Annotated in this window: 22 protein-coding genes; 12 read left to right on the top strand and 10 right to left on the bottom strand. The window is 72.0% G+C overall.

The window, feature by feature from the left end; genetic code table 11:
• Positions 1-127: 127 nt before the first annotated feature.
• A complete protein-coding gene (locus tag EDF23_RS13715) occupies positions 128-565 on the bottom strand; it encodes a YdeI/OmpD-associated family protein (protein WP_123936903.1) in 438 nt (145 codons plus the stop codon).
• Between the two features lie 229 nt (positions 566-794).
• On the opposite strand from EDF23_RS13715, the gene EDF23_RS13710 reads away from it, so the two are divergent.
• From EDF23_RS13710 to EDF23_RS13695, 4 genes are read left to right on the top strand one after another with little or no spacing between them, the layout of a single operon-like run.
• Positions 795-1,937 (top strand): ABC transporter substrate-binding protein, encoded by a 1,143-nt coding sequence (locus EDF23_RS13710; protein ID WP_131921950.1) that lies wholly within the window; start codon positions 795-797, stop codon positions 1,935-1,937.
• A 5-nt stretch (positions 1,938-1,942) separates the two neighbouring features.
• A complete protein-coding gene (locus EDF23_RS13705; protein ID WP_131921949.1) occupies positions 1,943-2,941 on the top strand; it encodes an ABC transporter permease subunit in 999 nt (332 codons plus the stop codon).
• Positions 2,938-3,852 (top strand): ABC transporter permease subunit, encoded by a 915-nt coding sequence (locus tag EDF23_RS13700; RefSeq protein WP_131921948.1) that lies wholly within the window; start codon positions 2,938-2,940, stop codon positions 3,850-3,852. Before EDF23_RS13705 ends, EDF23_RS13700 begins: the two co-directional genes overlap by 4 nt.
• Entirely contained in the window at positions 3,849-4,919 is a 1,071-nt protein-coding gene (locus EDF23_RS13695) for an ABC transporter ATP-binding protein (protein WP_131921947.1), read from the top strand. Before EDF23_RS13700 ends, EDF23_RS13695 begins: the two co-directional genes overlap by 4 nt.
• Before the next feature lie 164 nt (positions 4,920-5,083).
• Here the strand turns inward: EDF23_RS13695 and EDF23_RS13690 are convergent, their stop codons facing one another.
• Positions 5,084-5,563, bottom strand: a complete 480-nt coding sequence (locus EDF23_RS13690; protein ID WP_123936898.1) for an NUDIX domain-containing protein — start codon at positions 5,561-5,563, stop codon at positions 5,084-5,086.
• A 59-nt stretch (positions 5,564-5,622) separates the two neighbouring features.
• Here EDF23_RS13690 and nagB point away from each other — a divergent pair, with 59 nt between their 5' ends.
• Positions 5,623-6,408: a glucosamine-6-phosphate deaminase gene (gene nagB, locus EDF23_RS13685; RefSeq protein WP_111085323.1), complete on the top strand. Its 786-nt coding sequence runs from the start codon at positions 5,623-5,625 to the stop codon at positions 6,406-6,408.
• 9 nt (positions 6,409-6,417) lie between these two features.
• On the opposite strand, the gene EDF23_RS13680 is transcribed toward nagB, so the two are convergent.
• Positions 6,418-7,605 (bottom strand): aminotransferase class I/II-fold pyridoxal phosphate-dependent enzyme, encoded by a 1,188-nt coding sequence (locus EDF23_RS13680; protein WP_131921946.1) that lies wholly within the window; start codon positions 7,603-7,605, stop codon positions 6,418-6,420.
• 45 nt (positions 7,606-7,650) lie between these two features.
• Between EDF23_RS13680 and EDF23_RS13675 the strand changes: the two genes are divergently transcribed.
• Complete coding sequence (locus EDF23_RS13675) at positions 7,651-7,938, top strand: hypothetical protein (RefSeq protein WP_123671476.1); 288 nt, start codon at positions 7,651-7,653, stop codon at positions 7,936-7,938.
• Here EDF23_RS13675 and EDF23_RS13670 read toward each other — a convergent pair.
• The gene (locus tag EDF23_RS13670; RefSeq protein WP_123671477.1) at positions 7,880-8,455 is read right to left on the bottom strand and encodes a TetR/AcrR family transcriptional regulator; all 576 of its coding nucleotides are present in this window, start codon (positions 8,453-8,455) and stop codon (positions 7,880-7,882) included. The two genes, EDF23_RS13675 and EDF23_RS13670, sit on opposite strands and share 59 nt — an antisense overlap.
• 77 nt (positions 8,456-8,532) lie before the next feature.
• Between EDF23_RS13670 and EDF23_RS13665 the strand changes: the two genes are divergently transcribed.
• Positions 8,533-9,429, top strand: a complete 897-nt coding sequence (locus EDF23_RS13665; RefSeq protein WP_131921945.1) for an SDR family NAD(P)-dependent oxidoreductase — start codon at positions 8,533-8,535, stop codon at positions 9,427-9,429.
• An 8-nt stretch (positions 9,430-9,437) separates the two neighbouring features.
• Here EDF23_RS13665 and EDF23_RS19285 read toward each other — a convergent pair whose 3' ends face one another.
• Positions 9,438-10,328 (bottom strand): alpha/beta hydrolase, encoded by an 891-nt coding sequence (locus EDF23_RS19285; RefSeq protein WP_165901130.1) that lies wholly within the window; start codon positions 10,326-10,328, stop codon positions 9,438-9,440.
• A gap of 126 nt (positions 10,329-10,454) precedes the next feature.
• Here EDF23_RS19285 and EDF23_RS13650 point away from each other — a divergent pair, with 126 nt between their 5' ends.
• The 5 genes from EDF23_RS13650 (at position 10,455) to EDF23_RS13630 (ending at position 16,023) form a co-directional block, all read left to right on the top strand.
• On the top strand, positions 10,455-12,911 hold the full coding sequence (locus EDF23_RS13650) for a GH92 family glycosyl hydrolase (protein ID WP_243648923.1): 2,457 nt from the start codon (positions 10,455-10,457) through the stop codon (positions 12,909-12,911).
• A 67-nt stretch (positions 12,912-12,978) separates the two neighbouring features.
• Positions 12,979-13,257, top strand: coding sequence for a hypothetical protein (locus EDF23_RS13645; RefSeq protein ID WP_131921942.1), 279 nt, complete (start codon positions 12,979-12,981; stop codon positions 13,255-13,257).
• Positions 13,254-15,125, top strand: coding sequence for an alpha/beta hydrolase (locus EDF23_RS13640; protein WP_131921941.1), 1,872 nt, complete (start codon positions 13,254-13,256; stop codon positions 15,123-15,125). Before EDF23_RS13645 ends, EDF23_RS13640 begins: the two co-directional genes overlap by 4 nt.
• Positions 15,109-15,672 carry a hypothetical protein gene (locus EDF23_RS13635; protein ID WP_243648922.1) on the top strand — a complete coding sequence of 188 codons (564 nt, stop codon included), beginning with the start codon at positions 15,109-15,111 and terminating at the stop codon, positions 15,670-15,672. The genes EDF23_RS13640 and EDF23_RS13635 overlap by 17 nt, the downstream gene beginning before the upstream one ends.
• Positions 15,673-15,720: 48 nt before the next feature.
• A complete protein-coding gene (locus EDF23_RS13630) occupies positions 15,721-16,023 on the top strand; it encodes a hypothetical protein (RefSeq protein WP_131921940.1) in 303 nt (100 codons plus the stop codon).
• Here EDF23_RS13630 and nagA read toward each other — a convergent pair whose 3' ends face one another.
• The 5 genes from nagA to EDF23_RS13605 form a co-directional block, all read right to left on the bottom strand.
• Entirely contained in the window at positions 16,024-17,190 is a 1,167-nt protein-coding gene (gene nagA, locus EDF23_RS13625) for an N-acetylglucosamine-6-phosphate deacetylase (protein WP_131921939.1), read from the bottom strand.
• On the bottom strand, positions 17,187-17,594 hold the full coding sequence (locus tag EDF23_RS13620) for a YrdB family protein (protein ID WP_131921938.1): 408 nt from the start codon (positions 17,592-17,594) through the stop codon (positions 17,187-17,189). Before EDF23_RS13620 ends, nagA begins: the two co-directional genes overlap by 4 nt.
• Positions 17,595-17,602: 8 nt before the next feature.
• Complete coding sequence (purU, locus tag EDF23_RS13615) at positions 17,603-18,463, bottom strand: formyltetrahydrofolate deformylase (protein WP_131921937.1); 861 nt, start codon at positions 18,461-18,463, stop codon at positions 17,603-17,605.
• An 84-nt stretch (positions 18,464-18,547) separates the two neighbouring features.
• Positions 18,548-19,888 (bottom strand): MFS transporter, encoded by a 1,341-nt coding sequence (locus EDF23_RS13610; RefSeq protein ID WP_123936889.1) that lies wholly within the window; start codon positions 19,886-19,888, stop codon positions 18,548-18,550.
• A gap of 100 nt (positions 19,889-19,988) precedes the next feature.
• A complete protein-coding gene (locus EDF23_RS13605) occupies positions 19,989-20,414 on the bottom strand; it encodes a MarR family transcriptional regulator (RefSeq protein ID WP_123293262.1) in 426 nt (141 codons plus the stop codon).
• Positions 20,415-20,436: the final 22 nt, after the last annotated feature.

The raw sequence follows: 20,436 nt of genomic DNA, 5'->3' as shown, positions 1-20,436 counted from the left end.
TCGCCCGTTCTTTCCCAGAGCGCGCGCGATACCTCGTGCTTTCGGGCATACCTGCCAGGAACTTCTGACCAGGTACGCCCGAATCGACCAGGTACGCCGCCGCCCCGCCCGCGCCGCGCCGCGCCGCTCAGCCCTGCAGCGCCTCCACGGCCTTCGCGATGCGCCGCGCTCGGGTCTCCGGCGCCTTCGCCTGCGACACCGGATCGGCCAGCGCTCGCTGCCGCGAGTTCGACAGCGTGTCGAAGGCTGCACGCACCCCAGCGTCCTGCAGTGCCGCCGCCAGGTCGTCGGGCAGGTCGATGACCCGGGGCTGCGTGTCGACGACGAGCGTGACCTCGACGGTGTCCCCGGCCGCGATGCCCGCGGCCTCGCGGTGCGACGCGGACAGCGGCACCAGGAACTGCTCGTCCATGACCCCGACGGTGGACCGGTAGGTGTAGCCGCCGTTGATCGTGACCACCACCGGCGGGCGCTTCCCCGCACCCAACGCATCGATCACGGACGACGGGACCGGGAGCCCTGTCGCCGTCTTCCTCGCCAGCAGGACCGTCGTCGTGAACTGCATCCGTGCCTCCAGGCCGTGAACCGGAGCACGCACCGAGCGTGCCGCCAGGCGAGATCGTACAGCCGCACCCGCTGTTCCGCAGCCGTTCACCGCCGCAGCACGGGCCGGAAACCGGCCGCCTCCACGATCGTCCCGGGCCGAGAACCGCGGCCCCGCCCGAAGCACCCACCCACAGCACCCGCAGCACCCACCTGAAGCACCCGCAGCACCCACCCGAAAGGCACCTCCCGTGCAGCACAAGCGCACCATCGCCGGCATCGCCCTCGCCGCCGCAGCGATCGTCACCCTCGCCGGATGCTCGGCCACGAGCTCGGCCAGCACGACGAAGGACGACACGAACTGGAAGACCGCCACGAGCGCCGAGGCCTCCGGTGGCATGGACGCCCTCGTGAAGGCCGCGAAGGCCGAGGGACAGCTCAACGTCATCGCGCTGCCGCCGTCGTGGGCCAACTACGGCAAGATCATCGACGGTTTCACGAAGAAGTACGACATCAAGGTCAACTCCGCGAACCCGAACGGCTCCAGCGCCGACGAGGTCGCCGCGGTGAAGTCGCAGAAGGGGCAGTCCACCGCTCCCGACGTGCTCGACCTCGGCAACGCCGTGCTGCAGGAGAACCTCGACCTGCTGACGGACTACAAGGTCGCGAACTGGAGCGACATCCCGGACACGCTCAAGGAGCAGGACGGCGCCTGGACCCGCGACTACACGGGCCTGATGTCGATCGGCTACGACTCGTCGAAGATCACGGACGCCCCGAAGGACCTGACGGACCTGCTCGGCTCCGAGTACAAGGGCAAGGTCTCGATCGCGGGCGACCCGACGCAGGCGAACCAGGCCGCATCGGCCGTGTACCTGGCCGCGCTCGAGAACGGCGGCTCGGCCGACGACATCACCAAGGGCGTCGACTACTTCGGCAAGCTCAAGCAGGCCGGCAACTTCCAGAACGTGCTGCCCACGCAGGCCACGGTCGCGTCGGGTGAGACCCCCGTGGTCATCCAGTGGTCGTACAACAACCTCGCCTGGGGCCCCGCCGCCGGTGCGAGTGGCAACAAGGACTGGAAGACCGTCGTGCCCGAGGGCCAGGCGCTCGGCTCGTACTACTCGCAGGCCATCAACAAGGACGCCCCGCACCCCGCCGCAGCGCGCCTGTGGCAGGAGTACATCGCCAGCCCCGAGGCGCAGAACCTGTACCTGCAGGCCGGTGCGTTCCCGTCGACCCTCGCCGCCCTGGAGGAGTCCGGCAAGGTCGACCAGGACGCCCTCGACGCCGCCGGTGGTGCGCCGAAGGACTACGTCGAGCTGACCGACGCACAGGTGGCAGACGCCGCGAAGGTGCTGTCGGCCAAGTGGTCCTCGACCATGGGGTCCTGACCAGCATGACCACCGCATCGGCGGGCGCGCCCGCGCCATCGGCGGGCGCGCCCGCGCCAGCGGCGAGCGCACCGGCGACGAGCGCGACGAGCCCCGTGCTCCCGACGTCCGCACGAGCGTCCGCCGATGCCACCCACGGCGCCGGACCCCGTGTCCGGCGCCGCGTCGGCCTGGCCTGGCTCGGCCTCACCCCGTTCGCCGCGTACGTCCTGCTCTTCCTCGCCGTCCCCGCGGTGATCGCGGTCGGCAGCGGGTTCTTCACCGACGACGGCGCGTTCACCCTCGCGAACCTCGCAGCGTTGGCCGAGCCCTCCGTCCTGCGGGCCTTCGGCGGCTCGTTCGGCCTGTCCGCCGTGTCCGCCGTGATCGGCGCCGTCATCGGAGCGCTCGTCTGCTGGGCACTGTCGGCACTGCGGCCCGACGGGCTCGTCCGGTCGATGATCGACTCGGCCGCGAGCGTCCTCGCCCAGTTCGGCGGCGTCATGCTCGCGTTCGCGTTCATCGCCACGATCGGCGTGCAGGGTCTCGTCACGACGTGGCTGGTGTCCCTCGTCGACGTGGACCGCAACGCGACCGGCGCCTTCCTCTACACGGTGCCCGGTCTCGTCATCCCCTACGTCTACTTCCAGGTGCCGCTGATGGTCCTCACGTTCATGCCCGCGCTCGAGGGCGTGAAGACGCAGTGGGGCGAGGCCGCCGCCACCCTCGGCGCCTCCCGCGCCACGTACTGGCGCCGGATCGCCCTGCCCGTGCTCGCACCGGCGTTCTGGGGCTCGTTGCTCCTGCTGTTCGCGAACGGCTTCTCGTCGTTCGCCACCGCCGCGGCACTCATCTCGCAGGGCGGCATCGTGCCGCTCACGATCCGCACGCAGCTCACCAGCGAGACCCTCATCGATCTGCAGAACGTCGCCGGCGTGCTCGCCTTCGGCATGGTCGTCGTGATGGCGGTCGTCATGGGCGCGTACTCGTTGCTGCAGCGCCGGGCCGCAAGGTGGCAGCGATGAGCGCGGCAACGCCGGTGGGGCCGTCGCGTCCGACGTCGGTCGCGTCCGGTCGGACGGGAGGCTCGCCCCGCGTCGGCCGCTTCGGCACGGCCCCGTCACGGGGCACCGCCACGGCCGTGCTCACGGTCGTCGGGATCGTCTTCGCCGTCCCGCTGGCCGCGCTGGTGCAGTTCACCTTCCGCGAGGGCACCGACGACGGTCTGACCTTCGCGCACTGGGCCGCCATCGTCGACCCGGCCAACGCGTTCACCTACCAGCCGGTGTTCGACGGCCTCGGGGCATCGCTGCTCATCGCGGTCATCACCGTCGGCATCGTGCTGTTCGTCCTGCTGCCCGCCCAGATCATCACGGCGCTGCGCTACCCGAGGCTCCGCCGCGTGCTCGAGTTCGTCTGCATCGTCCCGATCACGGTCCCCGTGGTGGTGCTCGTCGTCGGCTTCATCCCCGTGTACCAGGTGGTCTCGCGGGTCTTCGGGTCCGGTGCCTGGACCCTGGCCTTCGCGATCGGCATCGTCACGCTGCCGTTCGCGTTCCGCCCGATCGCCGCCGCCATCACCGCGACGGACATGACGGTGCTGTCCGAGGCCGCCCGGTCGCTCGGCGCCTCGTGGTGGACGGTCACCTGGCGGGTGCTCCTGCCGAACCTGCGCCGGGGCATCACCGCCGCGTGCTTCCTCACCATCACGGTGGTCCTCGGCGAGTACACGCTCGCCGCGTTCCTGTCCCGCACCACCTTCCAGACCGCCCTCGTGCTCGTGCAGCAGACCGACCCGTACGTCGCCGCGATCTTCTCGGTCGCGGCCCTCCTGTTCGGCTTCGTGCTGCTCGTCGTCATCGGCCGCATCGGGACGGGCCGTCGTGCCGGCCGTGCCCGCACCGTCCGCACCACCCGCGTCAAGGAGTCCGCATGACCGTCACCGCACCGGCAGCCCCGGCGTCCCTCGCCTCCACCGGCGCCGTCGTCGAGCTCGAAGCCGTCGAGAAGCACTACGGCACGCACCGGGCCCTGGCCGGACTGTCGCTCCGCGTCGAACCGGGCGAGTTCGTGTCCCTGCTCGGCCCGTCCGGCTGCGGCAAGACGACGGCGCTCCGGGCGCTCGCCGGCCTCGAGGCCATCGACGCCGGCGCCATCCGCATCGACGGCCAGGACGTCGCCGCCACCCCGGTGAACAAGCGCGACATCGGGATGGTGTTCCAGCAGTACTCGTTGTTCCCGCACATGACGGTGCGGCAGAACGTCGCGTTCGGCCTCGAGATGCGCCGTGTCCCCGCCGCCGAGCGCAGGAGCCGCGTCGTCGAGGCACTCGACATGGTGCACCTGGGCGAGTTCGCCGAGCGCTACCCGCACCAGCTGTCGGGTGGCCAGCAGCAGCGCGTCGCCCTCGCCCGAGCCCTGGTCACGCGGCCCCGCGTCCTCCTGCTCGACGAGCCGCTGTCCGCCCTCGACGCCAAGGTGCGGGTCTCGCTCCGTGAGGAGATCCGCCGCATCCAGAGCGACCTCGGCATCACCACGGTGTTCGTCACCCACGACCAGGAAGAGGCGCTTGCCGTCTCCGACCGCATCGCCGTGATGAACGCCGGCGACATCGAGCAGATCGGCACGCCGGAGGAGCTCTACCGCTCCCCGTCGTCGGCGTTCACGGCGGACTTCGTCGGCCAGTCCAACCGGCTGCAGGGCGACCTGCGCGGCGGCGACGTGTTCGTGTACGGGTTCCGCGTGCCCGCGCTCGACGCCTCGGTCGCCGACGGCCCGGTGCTCGCCTACGTCCGACCGGAGGACGTCGCCTTCGCCCCGGAGGGCATCACCGGCACCGTCGTGTCGTCGAGTTTCCTCGGCTCGATCCGCCGCACCACGGTCCGGCTCGACGACGACACCGTCGTGACCGTGCAGCACGAGGTCGGTGACCGCCGTGCCGCCGGCGAGTCCGTCGCCGTCCGCCTGCTCGGCGCCCCCGTCGCGGTCGCCCCGCTCACCTGACCGCGAAAGCGACAGTCCTCGCCGGGCCGGGCCCGTCCCCTCCGCGAAAGCGACAGTTTCCCGCGGAAGGTCGGCGGCACACTGTCGCTTTCGCGGGGTGGGCGCGACCACGGGCGGACGGGAGGCGCGTGACGGCCTGGCACCGGGCCTCCCGTCCGGTGGGGTCAGCGCTGGAAGCGCGCCTCGCGCTCGTCGGACAGGGCGGCCGCAACGCGGGCTCGCATGTTCGCGGGCATGTCGGGCAGGTCGTCGAGCCGGGCCCAGAACGCCTCGGTGTTCTCGCCGTCCGCCGGGTTCGGCGTGCCCGAGACGTACCGGCAGGCGAACACCAGGTCGAGGTACTGCGCCCGGTCGCCGTTCGGGTACGTCATCTCCGGCAGCACCTGCACCCACGCCAGCCGTTCGGCCACGGCGACGACGTCGGCCTCTTCCAGGACCTCGCGCTCGGCGGCGACGGCGGGTTCCTCGCCCGGGTCGACGATGCCGGTCACCGGGGTGAAGGCACCGTTGTCCGCACGACGGACCACGAGGAGCTCCTGGTCGGCACCGGAGCCCCGCGTGACCACGGCGGTGACGCCCGTCAGCCACAGCGGATCGGTGCCGATCCTCGAGCGGAGGGACAGGACGAAGTCGGGGGTGGGCATGTCCCCACGCTACCGATCCCGCCCTGTCGGAGACTGGTCATGACCAGTAGCATGGGCGTGTGGAGATCATCATCCTGCCCACGCCGGCTGAGGTCGGTCGCGTCGCCGCGGCCAAGATCGCGTCCGTCGTCGCCAAGAAGCCGTCCGCCGTCATCGGTCTCGCCACCGGATCCAGCCCGCAGGGCATCTACACCGACCTGCAGCGTCGGGTCGGTGCGGGCGAGATCTCGTTCGCCGAGGCTCGCGGTTTCGCCCTCGACGAGTACGTCGGCATCCCGCTCGAGCACCCGGAGTCGTACGCCAGCGTCATCGCGCGCGACGTCGTGGCGCCGCTCGGGTTCGACCCCTCGCGGGTGCGGGTGCCCGACGGTCGTGCCGACGACCTCGAGTTCGCGGCGAAGGAGTACGACGCCGCGATCCGTGCCGCCGGCGGGATCGACGTGCAGATCCTCGGCATCGGCGCGAACGGGCACATCGGGTTCAACGAGCCGACGTCCTCGTTCGCCTCACGCACCCGGATCAAGACCCTGGCGCCGTCGACCCGTGACGCCAACGCGCGGTTCTTCGACTCGCCCGAGCAGGTCCCGACGCACTGCATGACGCAGGGGCTCGGCACCATCCTCGACGCCCAGCAGCTCGTCCTCGTCGCGCAGGGCTCCGCCAAGGCCGACGCGGTCGCCGCCGCGGTCGAGGGACCGCTCAGCTCGTTCGTCCCCGGATCGGCGCTGCAGCTGCACGAGCACGCGACGGTCGTCGTCGACGAGGAAGCCGCGGCCGGTCTGCAGCTCGCCGACTACTACCGCTACACGTACGCGAACAAGCCGGCCTGGCAGGTGTTCGAGTAGGACCGACGATCAGCCGTCTGCACGCTGCCGGAACGCGGTGTGCAGGCGGCTGAGGCCGTCATCGAGGGTCTCGCCCGAGCACCCGAAGTTCAGCCGCGCGAAGCCCTGACCCTGGCGTCCGAACGCCGGGCCGGAGGCGAGCGCCACCTTCGCCTCGTCGACCAGCAGTGCTGCGGGGTCGTCGCCCCACGGCAGGGCGCGCAGGTCCAGCCACGCCAGGTAGGACGCCTGCGGCTGCCGGTACTCCGCCCCGGGCAGGACGTCACCGATCCGCTCGGCCAGGGTGCGGCGGTTCGCGGCGAGTTCGGTGAGCAGGGACGCGAGCCACGGCCCCCCTTCGCTGAACGCGGCGACGCTCGCGGTGTACCCGAGGATCCCGGTGCGCTCGACGACCTCGGTCGGTAGGGCGTCGAACCACGCACGGGCCCGCTCCGAGGCGCCGACGATCAACGCGCACTTCGTGCCCGCGAGGTTCCAGGCCTTGCTCGCGCTCGTCAACGAGACCCCGAGCGCGGCGGCCTCGGGGCACGACTCCAGGAACGGCGTGAAGACCGCGTCGGCGTGCACGAGCGGCGCGTGGATCTCGTCCGAGACGACCACGGCGTCCCACTCGGCGGCGAGCTTCGCGAGTGCGACGAGCGACGAGCGGTCGTGCACCAGGCCGAGCGGGTTGTGCGGGTTGCAGAGCAGCACGGTACGCGCGCCGTCGGCGAACGCCTGCGCGAGGCCGTCCAGGTCCATCCGCCAACCGGCCGTGGTGTCGAACGGGTCCGCGGGGCCGTCGGGTGCGAGCAACGGGACCTCGGTCACGGTGCCGCCGGCCTCGGACACGTACTCCCAGAACGGCGGGTACACGGGCGGCATGATGACGACCTGGTCGCCTGGCTCGATGATCCGGCGGAGCATCTCCACCGCAGCAACCGACACGTCGGTGGTGGTGCGGACGAGGTCGGGGTCGACGCGCCAGGCCCACCGGCTCTCGGCGAAGTCCGCGAACGCCTCGGGCAGGGCACGACCGTGGCCGACGTACCCGGTGTCACCGTTGGTGACCGCGGCGACGAGGGCCTCACGCACCGGTTCTGCGAGCATCGAGTCCATCTCGGCGACGAACATCGGCAGGACGTCCGGCGGGTACGCGGTGTACTTCTCGCTCGTACGGCTGCGGTGCGCATCGAACACGGAGACCATGACGCTCATGCGCCCATCCTGACAGTGCCCGTCGCCGCCCGGCAGGATGAACCCGTGGAACCCCGCTCGCGTACCGTGCTCCGGGCCGCCCGTGATGCGGTGCTGGTGGTGGCCGGCAGCGTCGCGATCGGCCTGGTGATCGTGATCGCCGGACTGGGATGGCTCGACGACATGCCCTACCGGGGGTCCTCGACCGAAGCGGCCTACATCGCGGTCGCGGTGGCGGCGGTGGCCGTCTGCGGGTTCGGGGCGCTCGTCGGTCTCGCCGCGATCAGGGCGTCGGTCAGCTCGTCGGACGGAGCCCGGCGAGCAGGATCTCGACGTAGCGCTCCGGATCGCTGACCCGGGTGCCGCCGGCGACGGCCGCTTCGCGCAGCCCGCACAGCAGCCGGCGGAGGTCGTCGGCGTCGACGTCGGTCCGGACGATCCCCTCGGTGCGTCCCCTCGCGAGCAGCGCGTCGACGGACACCACCAGGTCGCCGGCGAGGGCAGCGGTGTCCGCGCAGGAGAACCCGCCGTTGGTCAGCAGGTCACCGAGGGCTGCGTCGTCCACCATGCTCCGGAACGCGGCCGTGACGACCCCGCGGAGCGCATCGGCTGCGTCCGGCAGCACGACGGCGTCGCGGACCTGGTCGAGCATGTCCTCGAGCGCGTCGATCGCGAGCGCTTCGAGCAGGTGCTGCTGGCTCGGGAAGTGCCGGTAGGCCGTCCCGACCCCCACTCCGGCCTCGTGCGCGACGGCGTTGAGCAGGGCCGGTTCGCCCCGGTCGACGAAGGTGCGGGCGACGTCGAGCAGTGCCGTCCGGTTGCGCTGGGCATCGGAGCGCAGCGCCTCGGGTCGGGCCATCGCGATCGTCATGTGGACACTCTATCCGGTTGTGCTAGCGTTCCGGATGAATCATCCGATTGGGTGCGCCGAACGAGCAGGAGACGACGATGGACAGCTTCGAGTGGGAACCGGCAGCGATGCCCGACCAGCACGGCAGGACCGTGGTGGTCACCGGCGCGACCGGTGGGCTCGGCCTCGTCGTCGCCACGACCCTCGCCTCGGCCGGCGCCCGCGTCGTCGCCGGGGTGCGCGACCTCGACAAGGCGGCTCGCGTCCTCCCCGTGGGACTCGACCTGGAGGCGCGGCTCGTCGACACCGCGTCCGTCGCGTCCGTCACGGCGTTCGCCCGGCAGCTCGCCGAGGACGGCATCGCCGTGGACGCCCTCGTCAACAACGCCGGTGCGACGATCGGCACCTTCGGGCGCACCGACGAAGGAATCGAGCGCACCTGGGCGACGAACGTCGTCGGGCCGGCCGTGCTCGCCGAGGCGATGCTCCCGCTGCTCGGCGGGCCGTCGCCCCGCGTCGTGCTCGTCGGCTCGAACCTGTCGCAGCGCACCCGCCGCGTGCCCGGTCCCGGCGGGGTCGACGGTCCGGACGACTACTCGCAGTTCGGTGTGTACACCGACTCCAAGACCGCGGCCGCAGCGCTGAGCGTCGACCTCGGTGAACGACTCCGTGCTGCCGGTTCGGACATCCGGACGGTGATCGCGCACCCCGGCATCGCGGCGACGGGGATGAACGACCAGGCGGAGACCCTGACGCAGCGCCTCGGCGGCATGGTCGCACGCAGCTTGGCCCGGACCGCTGCGGACGGCGCTCGTTCGACCCTCTGGGCAGCCACTGCCCCGGACGTCACCGAGGGGGTGTTCGTCGGACCGGCGCTCCGTCGTGGTGACCGGCGGCTGCACGTCGTGCCGGTGCAGGGCCCGGCGGCGGACCCGGCGTTCCGCGCTCGCGTCCGGGCGTTCGTGGACCAGGTCGCGGTGCGCGACGGGTCCTGATCATCCGTTCACGTGGGCAGCAGGTGCCGGAGTGCCGCTTCCGTGATGCGCGCCGGCATCGTGTGGCCGCCGTCGAACACCTCGGTCGTCGCGACACCCGGAGGGAACGCGTCGAGGACGCGCCGGACGCCGGCGAGGGGGAACAGTCCGTCGTCCCGTCCCGCCGCGACGAGGACCGGTTGATCAACGGCCGACGCGACCAGGGGGACGTCGCCAGCGGCGGTGAGTCCCGGGACGAACCAGGCCGGGTTGTGGCGGATCCGAGCGTCCTCGAACGAGCCCAGCGTACCGAGTCCGCAGCTGACCACGCCCCGCGTGAGTCGGGCGTCCACGGCGAGTGCGAACAGCGCCACCTGTCCGCCGAGGGAGTGTCCGACGATGCCGAGTTCGGTGTCGGCAGTACTCGTCTCGATCATCCAGGACGTCACCGTGGCGATGTCACGCGAGTGCTTCGCCTGCAGGCTGCTGCCGTCTGCCACACGGAAGAGCGCGTCGAGGCGTTCGTCGGCCGCCGGGTCGTCAGTCCAGTCGCGTCGGCGTTCCTCGAAACCGATCAGATCGGGGATGACCACGCGGGCCCCACTGCGAGCGAGCACCACGCCGTAGGCGAGAGTCGGATCCCCCGCCCGCCCGGCGGCCTCGCTCTTCCCGGAGGTGAAGTCGCCCGCGTGCTGGTGGACGGCGATGACGTCCGTTCCCGTGCCGTGGTCCGGGGTCAGGAGGAAGCACGGGATGGTGTCGCCGTCGGCCGTGCCCAGCTCGACGCGTGCCCACCGCACCGACCCGTCGCGTCCGAGCGGCTCCAGGCGGACCGCCACCGGACGGAGCTCGTCAGGGGACGGCAGCCCGAGCAGGTCGCGGACGCGTCCTCGGGCCGGTTCGTCGGTCGTCGACACCATGCCCGGACGCTACCAGCGGCGGTGAACCCGCCTGTGGGCCCCGAACACGCCGACCGTGGTGAACAGCAGGAGAGGGCTCGGTGACGGATCGCGCGTCCCCCGTCCGAGGGGGCTAGCGTCGCCGACGTGAACCGTTCTCGCGTGCACCGTCGCCCGCTCGTCCGCCCGCTCCCGCTCGCCGCGGTGGCCACGATCGCCGCGCTGCTCGGGACGGGGGTCGTCGCCGCGCCGGCCGTCGCCTCGCCGTCAGGGCAGGCAGCGCAGGCGGGGCGGACCGTCTCCGACCCGGCTCGGTACGTCGACCCGTTCATCGGCACGAGCGGCGACGGCAACACCTGGCCCGGCGCGACCGCACCGTTCGGCATGCTCCAGTGGAGTCCCACCGGCACCGCGGGCGACCAGACCTCGACGCCGGTCGCGAACGGCTACTCGTACGACGTGAACCGGCTGCGCGGGTTCAGCCTGACGCACCTGAACGGTGCCGGCTGCGCGCCGGGGGCCGCCGGTGACGTGCCGATCATGCCGGTCACGACCCCGATCACGACGTCGCCGTCGGCCGACTCCACCGACGCGGTCTACGCCGCCGGCTACTCGCACGACGACGAGTCCGCCAGCCCCGGGCGCTACGGCGTCGCACTCGACAACGGCGTCCGCACCGACCTCGCCGTCACCACCCGGGCCGGGATCGGCGAGTTCGCGTTCCCCGCCGGGAAGGCCGCGAACCTGCTCTTCCGCACATCGAACTCGATCAACGGCAGCGAGGCCGCGACCACCCGCGTCGACGCCCGCACCCGCACAGTGGGCGGCAGCGTCCTCACCGGCGGCTTCTGCAGCCGCCGGGCGAACGGCGGCGGGGCCACCAACCCCGACCGGCGCAGCTACTACCGGCTGTTCTTCACGGCCACCTTCGACAAGGCGTTCACGAGCACCGGCACCTGGCAGGACGGCACGGTCCGACCGGGAGGCACGTCCTCCTCCGGTGGGGAGGGCTACCTGACCGGCGCCGACCGTGCCGGACGCGGCTCGGGCGCGTGGGTCGGGTTCGACGCGCGTCGCGGTGCGACGGTGCACGCGAAGATCGGCATCTCGTACGTGAGCGCCGCAGGAGCGATCGCGAACCGCGACGGCGAGGTGACCCAGCGCTCGACCGTCGCCAGCGTGGCGGCCGGCACACGGGCCTCCTGGAACCGCGAACTGTCGCGTCTGCGCGTCGGAGGCGGCACCGCGGACCGCACCACCCAGCTGTACACGTCCGTGTACCACGCGCTCATGCAGCCGAACACGCTGAACGACCGCGACGGCCGCTACCTCGGGCCGGACCAGCGGGTGCACCGCATGGACCGAGGGCACCGGGCCGTCTACGGCACGTACTCCGGGTGGGACCAGTACCGGGCGCAGATCCAACTGCTCGCACTGCTGCGGCCGGACGTCGCCGGGGACATGGCGCAGTCGATGCTGCGGTTCGCCCAGCAGAACGGTGGGGTGTGGGACCGCTGGCTCCACCTCGGGGCGCCGACGCACGTGATGACGGGTGACCCCTCGGCCGCGACCCTCGCCACCTGGTACGCGATGGGGGTCCGGAACTTCGACGTGCGGACCGCCTACGCCTCGCTGAAGCACCAGGCGACCGTCGAGAACGCCGACGCCGAGAGCGACATCGGGTGCCCGGGCCAGTGCCTGGCGCAACGCCCGGCGCTCGACGAGTACCTGCAGCGTCAGTACGCCGCGAACGACGACTGCTCGTGCTGGGGTGGCGCTGCCGAGACGCTCGAGGACTCGATCTCCGACAGTGCGCTCGGGTACTGGGCGGGTTCCCTCGGGCTGCGCTCGGACGCCCGGGTGTTCGCGGAGCGCGGGACCTACTGGAAGAACACCTTCAACGCGGCCGTCGGTTACCAGGCCGCTCGTCAGGCCGACGGATCGTGGACGCCCGACTGGTCACCCTCGACCGGCACCGGGTTCGCGCAGGGGACGAGTGCGCAGTACACCTGGCTCGTGCCGCAGGACGTACAGGGGCTGTCGACGGCCCTGGGTGGCGACGACGCGGCGGTCGCGCGACTCGACGCGTTCTTCCACGACAGCACTGGTGCGTTCGCGGTGACCGGCGGCGACGCCACGAAGTTCGACCCGACCAACGAGCCGGACATCCACACGCCGTGGATGTACAACGCGCTCGGGAAGCCGTGGAAGACGCAGGAGACCGTGCGCCGGGTCGTCGACGACGCCTACACGACCGGGCCGAGCGGGCTGCCGGGCAACGACGACCTGGGCACGATGAGCGCCTGGTACGTCTTCGCGTCGATCGGGTTGTTCCCGCAGACGCCGGGGCGGGCGGAGATGCTCATCGGCAGCCCGACGTTCAGCACGGTCGACATCCGGCGGTCGAGCGGGGAGCGGATCATCGTCCGGTCCTCCGGCACCGCGCCGTACGTGCACGGTGCGCGGTTGGACGGGCGGACCCTCGAGAAGTCGTGGGTCCCGGCGTCCTTCGTCACCCGCGGCGGCACGCTGTCGCTCCGGGTCGGGGACACGGCGGACACGACGTGGGCGAGCGGTGCTCGGGGGCGCCCGATCGACCGGTGAACAGCGCTTGACACGTCGTACTCCAGTACTGATATGTTGACCCCGTCCGGAGGGCGGAAGGGGCAGCATGGGGGATCTGGTGGTCGACCTGTCGACGATGCAGGCGGTGTCACGAGGGGTCCTGCAGGCGGCTGGTGACTTCCGGTCGGAGCATGCGCTGTCCGGGGCCGACAGCGGCACGTTCGGGTCGGCGACGGTGGAGTCGGCATTCGTCGTGTCGGCCAGCGCCCTCGACGCGATGATCGGTTCGCTCGGTGACGACGCGGACACCCTGGGTGGGTACGTGACCACCGCTGCCGAAGCGGTCCTGCGCGCCGACGCCGACCTCGCCCGGCGGGTCCGGTGAGCGCCGACCCCACCGCCGGAGACCCGGACGGCATCCAACGCGTCGCCCGCCTGCACGACGAGCACGCGGATGCCGTCCGCGACGGAGCCCGTCAGGTGCTCGTCGCGGCGGAGTCCGCGGCGGCCGGGTGGCAGGGCGCAGCGCAGCAGCAGTTCCTGACGGTCGCAGCGACGGTGCCGGCGAGTGCGCACCGCGTCGCCGCACGGTTGGACGCCGCGGCGACGGCGCTCGCCGACTACGCGCGCGAGGTCCAGCAGATCCAGGACGAAGCCGCTCGCCTGCAGACGGCGCTCCGGAACACGGCCGACGACATCGCGGTGAACGCGCGGGCGGTCCGCGCCGCGACCCGGACGGCGGCCGGACCCGATGCGGTCGAGGCGGACGAGGTCCTCCTGCAGCAGGTGCAGAACAGCGGCGTCTGGCTCGCGGGGCTCGAGGCGCGGTTGTCGGCGCAGTGGGACGAGCTCGTCGCCCGACGCGCTGCCGCGGACCGTGCGGCGGCGTCTGCGCTCGACGACCGAGCGGTGCTCGGCGGCCTCGTCTCGGCTGCGGCCGCCCGGGCGATGAGCGACGGGCAGTTCACCACCTGGCTCGGCACCCTCGACCACGAGAGCATCGCGGCGCTGCGGGACGACCCGCGCATCGCCCGGCGTCTCGCAGGGCTCGACGCCACCGACGTCGCCGGGTGGTGGCAGGCGATGTCCGGCCCGGACGGAGCGCCGTCGGCAGCCCAGCGGGCGTTCGTCGTGGCGTTGCCCACGGTGATCGGGAACCTGAACGGCGTCGCGTACTGGGGACGGGTTCGGGCGAACACGACGGTGCTGGTCGACCGGCTCGCCCACGCGGAACGGCAGGTCGCGCACTGGCGGGAGCAGCTCGACGCCGCGAAGACCCCGGCCGGAGCTGCCGCCGTCCGAGCGGAGCTGTCCACGTGGTCGCGGCAGCGCGATGCCCACCGGAACATCCAGGACACCCTCGACACGACCCCGGTGTCGCTCGTGTCACTCGTCGACGACCGTCCACCACTCGGGCAGATCGTCGCCGGTGACCTCGACCGCGCCGCGCACGTCAGCGTCATCGTGCCGGGCATGAACACCGCGACGGACCAAGACGGCACGGTGCAGAACTACGGCAAGATCGCGATGGGGATGCGCGCTGAGCAGGTCCGCGTGTCCGGCGTCCGCGCCGGCGACATCGCCGTGGTGTCCTGGATCGGGTACCACCCACCGATGGCCGACGACCCGACGTTCGCGGCCGTCGTCGCGAACGGCCGCGCGCACGAGGGCGCCGACCGACTGGTGGCCGACCTCGACGGGTTCCATGCGGCACGCGCCGCCGCCGGACGCGACGCCGACCTCACCGTGCTGGGGCACTCCTACGGCACGAACGTGGCGACGATCGCGTTGACGAGGACCCACGCCGACCACGTGGTGCTGCTCGGCTCGGCCGGGGTCACGGACGTCGCACCGAAGGCTTCGGCGCTGCACGTGCCGCTGGGCGAGGTCTTCGCCAGCCAGGGTGCCGAGGACGGCTGGGCCGTCACCGGCCAGAACCTTTCGGGTCGGCGGGATCCGACCGAGTCCTCGTGGAACGCACACGAGTTCAGCTCGGAGACCCAGCGCGGCAGCGACGGCACGCTGCACGGGGTCACGCAGCACGGCCCCTACGTCGGCGGGAACGGTGACGGCCGGTACTCGTACTTCGACGACGGCACCACGGCCCAGCACAACAGCGCGCGGGCCGCGATGGGACTCGGCAGCACGATCCCCGAACAGGGCGGTCCCTTCGACCGGATGCGACAGCAGACGATGGACGATTGGCTGATGTTCGGCTGGCAGACAGGACTCACCGGTGACCCGAGGCTCTGAACGGTGGGGCGGAGCCGTCGTGGCATCGATCGCCGTCACGATGCTGTTGGCCGGGTGCGCCGACGTCGCCCCGTACTCCCCGATGCAGAAGGACACGTCGATGAACGTCGAAGAATCCCACCAGGACGTCCTGGACGTCTTCGCTGCCGTCCGGTCGGTCGTCGGCGAGGACGGCTGGGGCGATGACGATCCCGCATGGTTCATCTGCGGTACAGGGAGCCACGAAGCGGCTCAGTACTCGTACTCGGCGACCCGTCGGCTGCCGCTGCCCGGTACGCCCGAGCAGGTCGCCCGGCGCGTCGTGACGGCGCTCGCCGCTGTCGGGTACGACGGCGCACGGGTGCAGCGCGACGCGACACTGACGCCGGAGCGGACGGTCATCGGCTACCCGAACGGCTACCTCGGCGGTACCGCGAGCGACGGGTTCGCCGTCATGTTCCAGGTGTACGAGTCCCACGCCGACGTGTCCATCTACGGGCACTGCGTGCCGGGGAGGGCACCGAAGTTCGGTGAACCACTGAACCCACGCCCCACCGATCTGCCCTGACCGACGGGCCGGCAGGCCCTACGATCGACCCGACAGAGGGGGACCACCATGACCGAACTCGCCGACTGGGAGACCGAGGGCGCCAAGGCCCGACCGACGACCCCGGACGATCGCAACCGGCCACCAGCACCGGCCGCCCTGCGCGCCACGACCTGGATCGGGGGGCTGCTGCTCATCGCGGCGGTGTTCGTGTTCGTGGGTGCGTCGTCCCTCGGCGTGCGCGAGGACGAGTCCGAGGTGCACTTCCTCACCCGGCTCGTCATCGTGGTCGTCATCGGGGTCGCCGTCGCCGGGCTCGGCGCGGTCGCCCTGCTGCTCCGGCTCGTCGCGGGGGCACTCGTCCGGCGCTGATCAGCGCAGCTCGCGCCCGCCGCCCCACACCCGCTGCACCTCGAGCGCCGGGGACAGCGCCACGAGGTCGGCCGCGTACCCCGGCGCGAGCCGCCCCAGTCGGTCGCCGAGCCCCAGCGCCGCGGCCGGCACACTCGTCAGCGCCGCCACGGCCTCGGGCAGGGTCCGCCCTGCCAGTCCGACGGCGTTCCGCAACGCCACGTCCTGCGTCAACGTCGACCCCGCGATGGTGTCGGTCCCGGCGACGTGCGCCACGCCGTCCGTCACGGTGACGTCGAGCGATCCCAGCCGGTACGAGCCGTCGGCTGCACCCGCAGCGCCCATGGCGTCGGTGATGAGCGCCACCCGGCCCGGGGCAGCGCGGAACAGGGTGTCCGCGACGACCGGGTGCACGTGCACGGCGTCGAGGATGAGCTCGAGTGTCACCCGGTCGTCGGCCACGGCGGCACCGATCGGCCCCGGGGCGCGGTGGTGCAGCCCCGGCATCGCGTTGAACGCGTGGGTCAGCAGCGTCGCACCGGCGTCGAACGCGGCACGGGCCTGGTCGTAGGTGCCGACGGTGTGGCCGACGGCGACGGTGACCCCGGCGGCGACGAACCGGCGGACGGCGTCGAGCGCGCCCGGCAGTTCCGGCGCGATGGTGACCTGGCGGATGACGCCCTCGCCGGCCTCGAGCAGTGCGACGACCGCTGCGGGGGACGGGTCGATGAGGAACGACTCGTTGTGGGCGCCCTTGTTGTGCGGGGACAGGAACGGCCCCTCCAGGTGCACGCCGAGCACGAGTGGGTCGGTCGCCATCACGGAACGGATCCGCGCGAGCGAGTCCGCGAGCGCGGGGACCGGGTTCGCGACGAGGGACAGGACCGACCGGGTCGTGCCGTGCGCCCGGTGGACGGCCAGCGACTCGGCGAAGGAGTCGTCCTCGTACGACTCGGTCGCACCGCCGTGCCCGTGCAGGTCGGTGAACCCGGGCGTCAGGACCGCGTCGCCCAGGTCGACGACCTGGTCCGCCGCGGGGGCTTCGGGGCCGGAGCCGACCGCGTGCACCACGTCACCGGCGAGCAGGACCCAGCCGTCCGCCGTGGACCCGGCCGCGTCGACGACGCGGGATGCGCGCACCAGGGTGCGCTGGGCCTCCCGGCCGGCCTGGAGGCCCGTGGCGGTCATGCGGTCTCCTTGCGGAACGCGATCACGCCGCTCAGGGCGGCGATCACGATGAAGACGAAGCCCACGACCGGGTGGCCGATGGAGATCCAGGTCGCGCCTGCGGCGATGACCAGGGCGACCTCGACGATCGTCTTGCCGACGATGTCGGTCTCGATCGGCGACGCCGGCGAGCGGAAGAAGTACCAGACGACGGCCGCGAACAGCGGGGCGCCGACCATGAACAGGTAGCCGGGCAGGGGGAGTTGCCACGACCAGTAGCCCCAGAACGCCAGGGAGAGCAGGCCGAACGTGCAGACCAGGACGCGGAGCACGCGCCAGACGTCGAACGGCCGTCGCTGCTTGCCGGCGGGTGCCGGGCCGGGGACTGCTTCCCAGTCGACGGGGGACTGCGGGGCGTTCGTCATGGTGCTGCCTACTTGAAGATGATGGTGCGGGCGCCGTCGAGCAGGACGCGGTCCTCGGCGATCCAGCGCACTGCCTGGGTGAGGGTGCGGGACTCTTCGTCCTGGCCGATGGAGACCAGCTCGGCGGGGTCCTTCGTGTGGTCCACGCGCACGACGTTCTGCTCGATGATCGGGCCCTCGTCGAGGTCGCTCGTGACGAAGTGGGCCGTCGCACCGATGAGCTTCACGCCGCGGGCGTGCGCCTGGCGGTAGGGGTTCGCGCCCTTGAAGCCGGGCAGGAACGAGTGGTGGATGTTGACCGCACGGCCCTCGAGCGCCGCGCAGAGCTCCGGCGACAGGATCTGCATGTAGCGGGCGAGCACGACGAGTTCGATGTCGTGCTCCTCGACCGCTTCGAGGACACGGCGCTCCATAGCCGCCTTGCTGTCCGCTTCGGTGACCGGACGGTGCTCGAACGGCACCGAGTAGAACGACGCGAGCTCGGACAGGTCCGGGTGGTTGGACAGCACGAGCGGGACCTCGATCGGCAGCTGCCCACCGCGCTGGCGGTAGAGCAGGTCGTTGAGGCAGTGCCCGGCCTTCGACACGAGGACGAGGCTGCGCAGCGGGCGACCGACGACGTCGAGCTGGACGCGGGCGTCGTACCGGGCGGCGACGGGGGCGAGGGCTGCCTCGAAGGTCGCACGGTCCACCGGCGCCATGACCTGCAGGCGCATGAAGAACGTGTTCGTGTCGACGCTCGAGAACTGCTGCGACTCGGTGATGTTGCCGTTGGCGGCGACGACCGCTCCGGAGACGGCGTGCACGATCCCGGGCTGGTCGTCGCAGACGAGCGTCAGGGTCCAGTGCGTGGGGGTCGGGTCGGTCACCGGATCAGGGTACCGGGCGCGAGGAGCGCGGTGCTTCGTGCGCAGAAATGGTCGAGTGCCGTCACCCGACCCGACCATTTCTGCTCACGAAGCGGGCGTGGCGGCGGCGGCCGTGCGGAGGCGGCGGTCGGCCAGGGTCAGGACCGTCAGGAGCACCGCGACCCCGAGGATCACCCACGCCAGCACGTGCAGGTCCGGTGTGGTCGGGGCCTGGCCGAACACGCCACCGATGAGCGACGAGGCCCCGATCGCCCCGATGTACACCGCCGTGCGGGACAGCCCGGCCGCGGTGCCGATGTACGACGCGGGCACGAGCCGGTACAGCGCCGCCTGGTTCGACACCGACGCCAGGGCCTGCGGGACGCCGAACAGCGCCGGCGCCAGCGCGAGCAGCACGACCGGCGACCCGGTGTGCAGGAAGAGCAGGAGTGCCCCGCCGACGATCGGCACCACGGCCGCGACGATCAGGGGTCCGCGGACGGCGGTCTTCCGGGCGACGACGAACGACGCGATCCCGGCCACGATCGCGGCCGGCAGCTGGATGTACCCGGCGACGTCGCTCGAGTACCCGGCGACGTCCTGCACCCACTGCGAGAACCCGTAGGTCATCGTGTACGCGAGCAGGTACGTCAGGAACAGTCGCACGTAGGTGCGGGACAGCGCGCCGTTCCGAGCGAGCATCCGGACGTCCACGAACGGTCGGACCGCGCGCAGCTCCCACAGCACGAGGGCGACGAGCAGCACGATCGCCACCGCGAGCAGCCACCACAGGCCGGCGGACAGGTCGAGCAGGAACACGAGCAGCGCCGAGACGGTGCCCGTCATGAGCAGCATGCCGAACGGGTCGAGCGCCTGCAGGACGGGCAGGGCCTCGTCGTCACGCGGACGGAGACGGTCGGACGGCAGCCACATCGACGCCACGACGATGCCGAACGCCGCCAGGGGCACGTTCACCAGGAAGATCGCGTGCCAGCCGAACGCCGCGATCAGCGCGCCGCCGAGCGGAGGCCCGGCCGCCGCGGACACGAGCGAGGTGATGGACAGCGCTCCGAGCACGAGCGGCGGCGTCGGCTTCCCGATCCGTGCCGAGTGCTGTCGGAGGGTGGTGAGTGCCGCCGGGTACGCCGACGAGGTGCCGATGCCGATGAGCACGCGGGCGAACACCGCGCCGCCGAAGCCGGTGAGGAACTCGGGCACGACCCCGGCGACACCGACGATCACGAGCCCGGTCAGGAACACCTTCTTCGGGCCGAAGCGGTCGGCGAGCTTGCCCATCGTCGGCTGCGCGATCGCACTCGCCAGGTACAGGGCGGCGACGAGCCAGATCGCCTGCGCCGCACCGATCCCCAGGTCGCGGGAGATCGGCGTGAGCGCGACGGACACCATCGTGGTGTTGATCGGGTTGAGCAGCGGCCCGACGAGCACCGGGATGAGGAGCTTCGGGCCGAAGCCACTGCCGGTGCTGCCCGGGGCGACGACGGGGGTGGGAGTGGTCGAGGTGGACGTGGGAGTGCTTCTTCCGGGGTCAGCGTTCGGTGAGCGGGGCGAGGATCGCGATCGCTCGGGCGACGGTGTCGCGGTCGGCGTCGGGCAGCGCGGCGAGCCGGTCGGTCAGGACGCGGGTGCGGGTGGTCCAGGCGTCCTCGCGGGCACGAGCGCCCTGGTCGGTCGCGCGGATGAGCGCACGGCGGCCGTCGGCGGGGTCTGGACGTCGTTCGACGAGGCCGAGGTCCTCGAGCGCCTGGACGGTCGCGCCCATCGACTGCGGCCGGACGCCCTCGGCGCGGGCGAGCTCGGCGACCGTGCTCTCGCCGTACCGCAGCAGGCGGCCGAGCGCGGCGGTCTGGGACGCCGTGACCTCGTCGGCCTTGCCGGTCAGCAGCGTGCGACGGATCCGACCGTAGAGCGTCAGCAGGTCGCCGGCGAGCGCGGTCGGATCGGGTGATTCCATACCGGCACGGTACTACTTCGAC

Origin of the sequence: Curtobacterium sp. PhB128, from assembly GCF_004340725.1 — a bacterium.
Taxonomy (GTDB): Bacteria; Actinomycetota; Actinomycetes; order Actinomycetales; family Microbacteriaceae; genus Curtobacterium.
The sequence above is the reverse complement of the archived record's forward strand: the minus strand, read 5'-3'. Positions and strand labels throughout refer to the sequence as shown.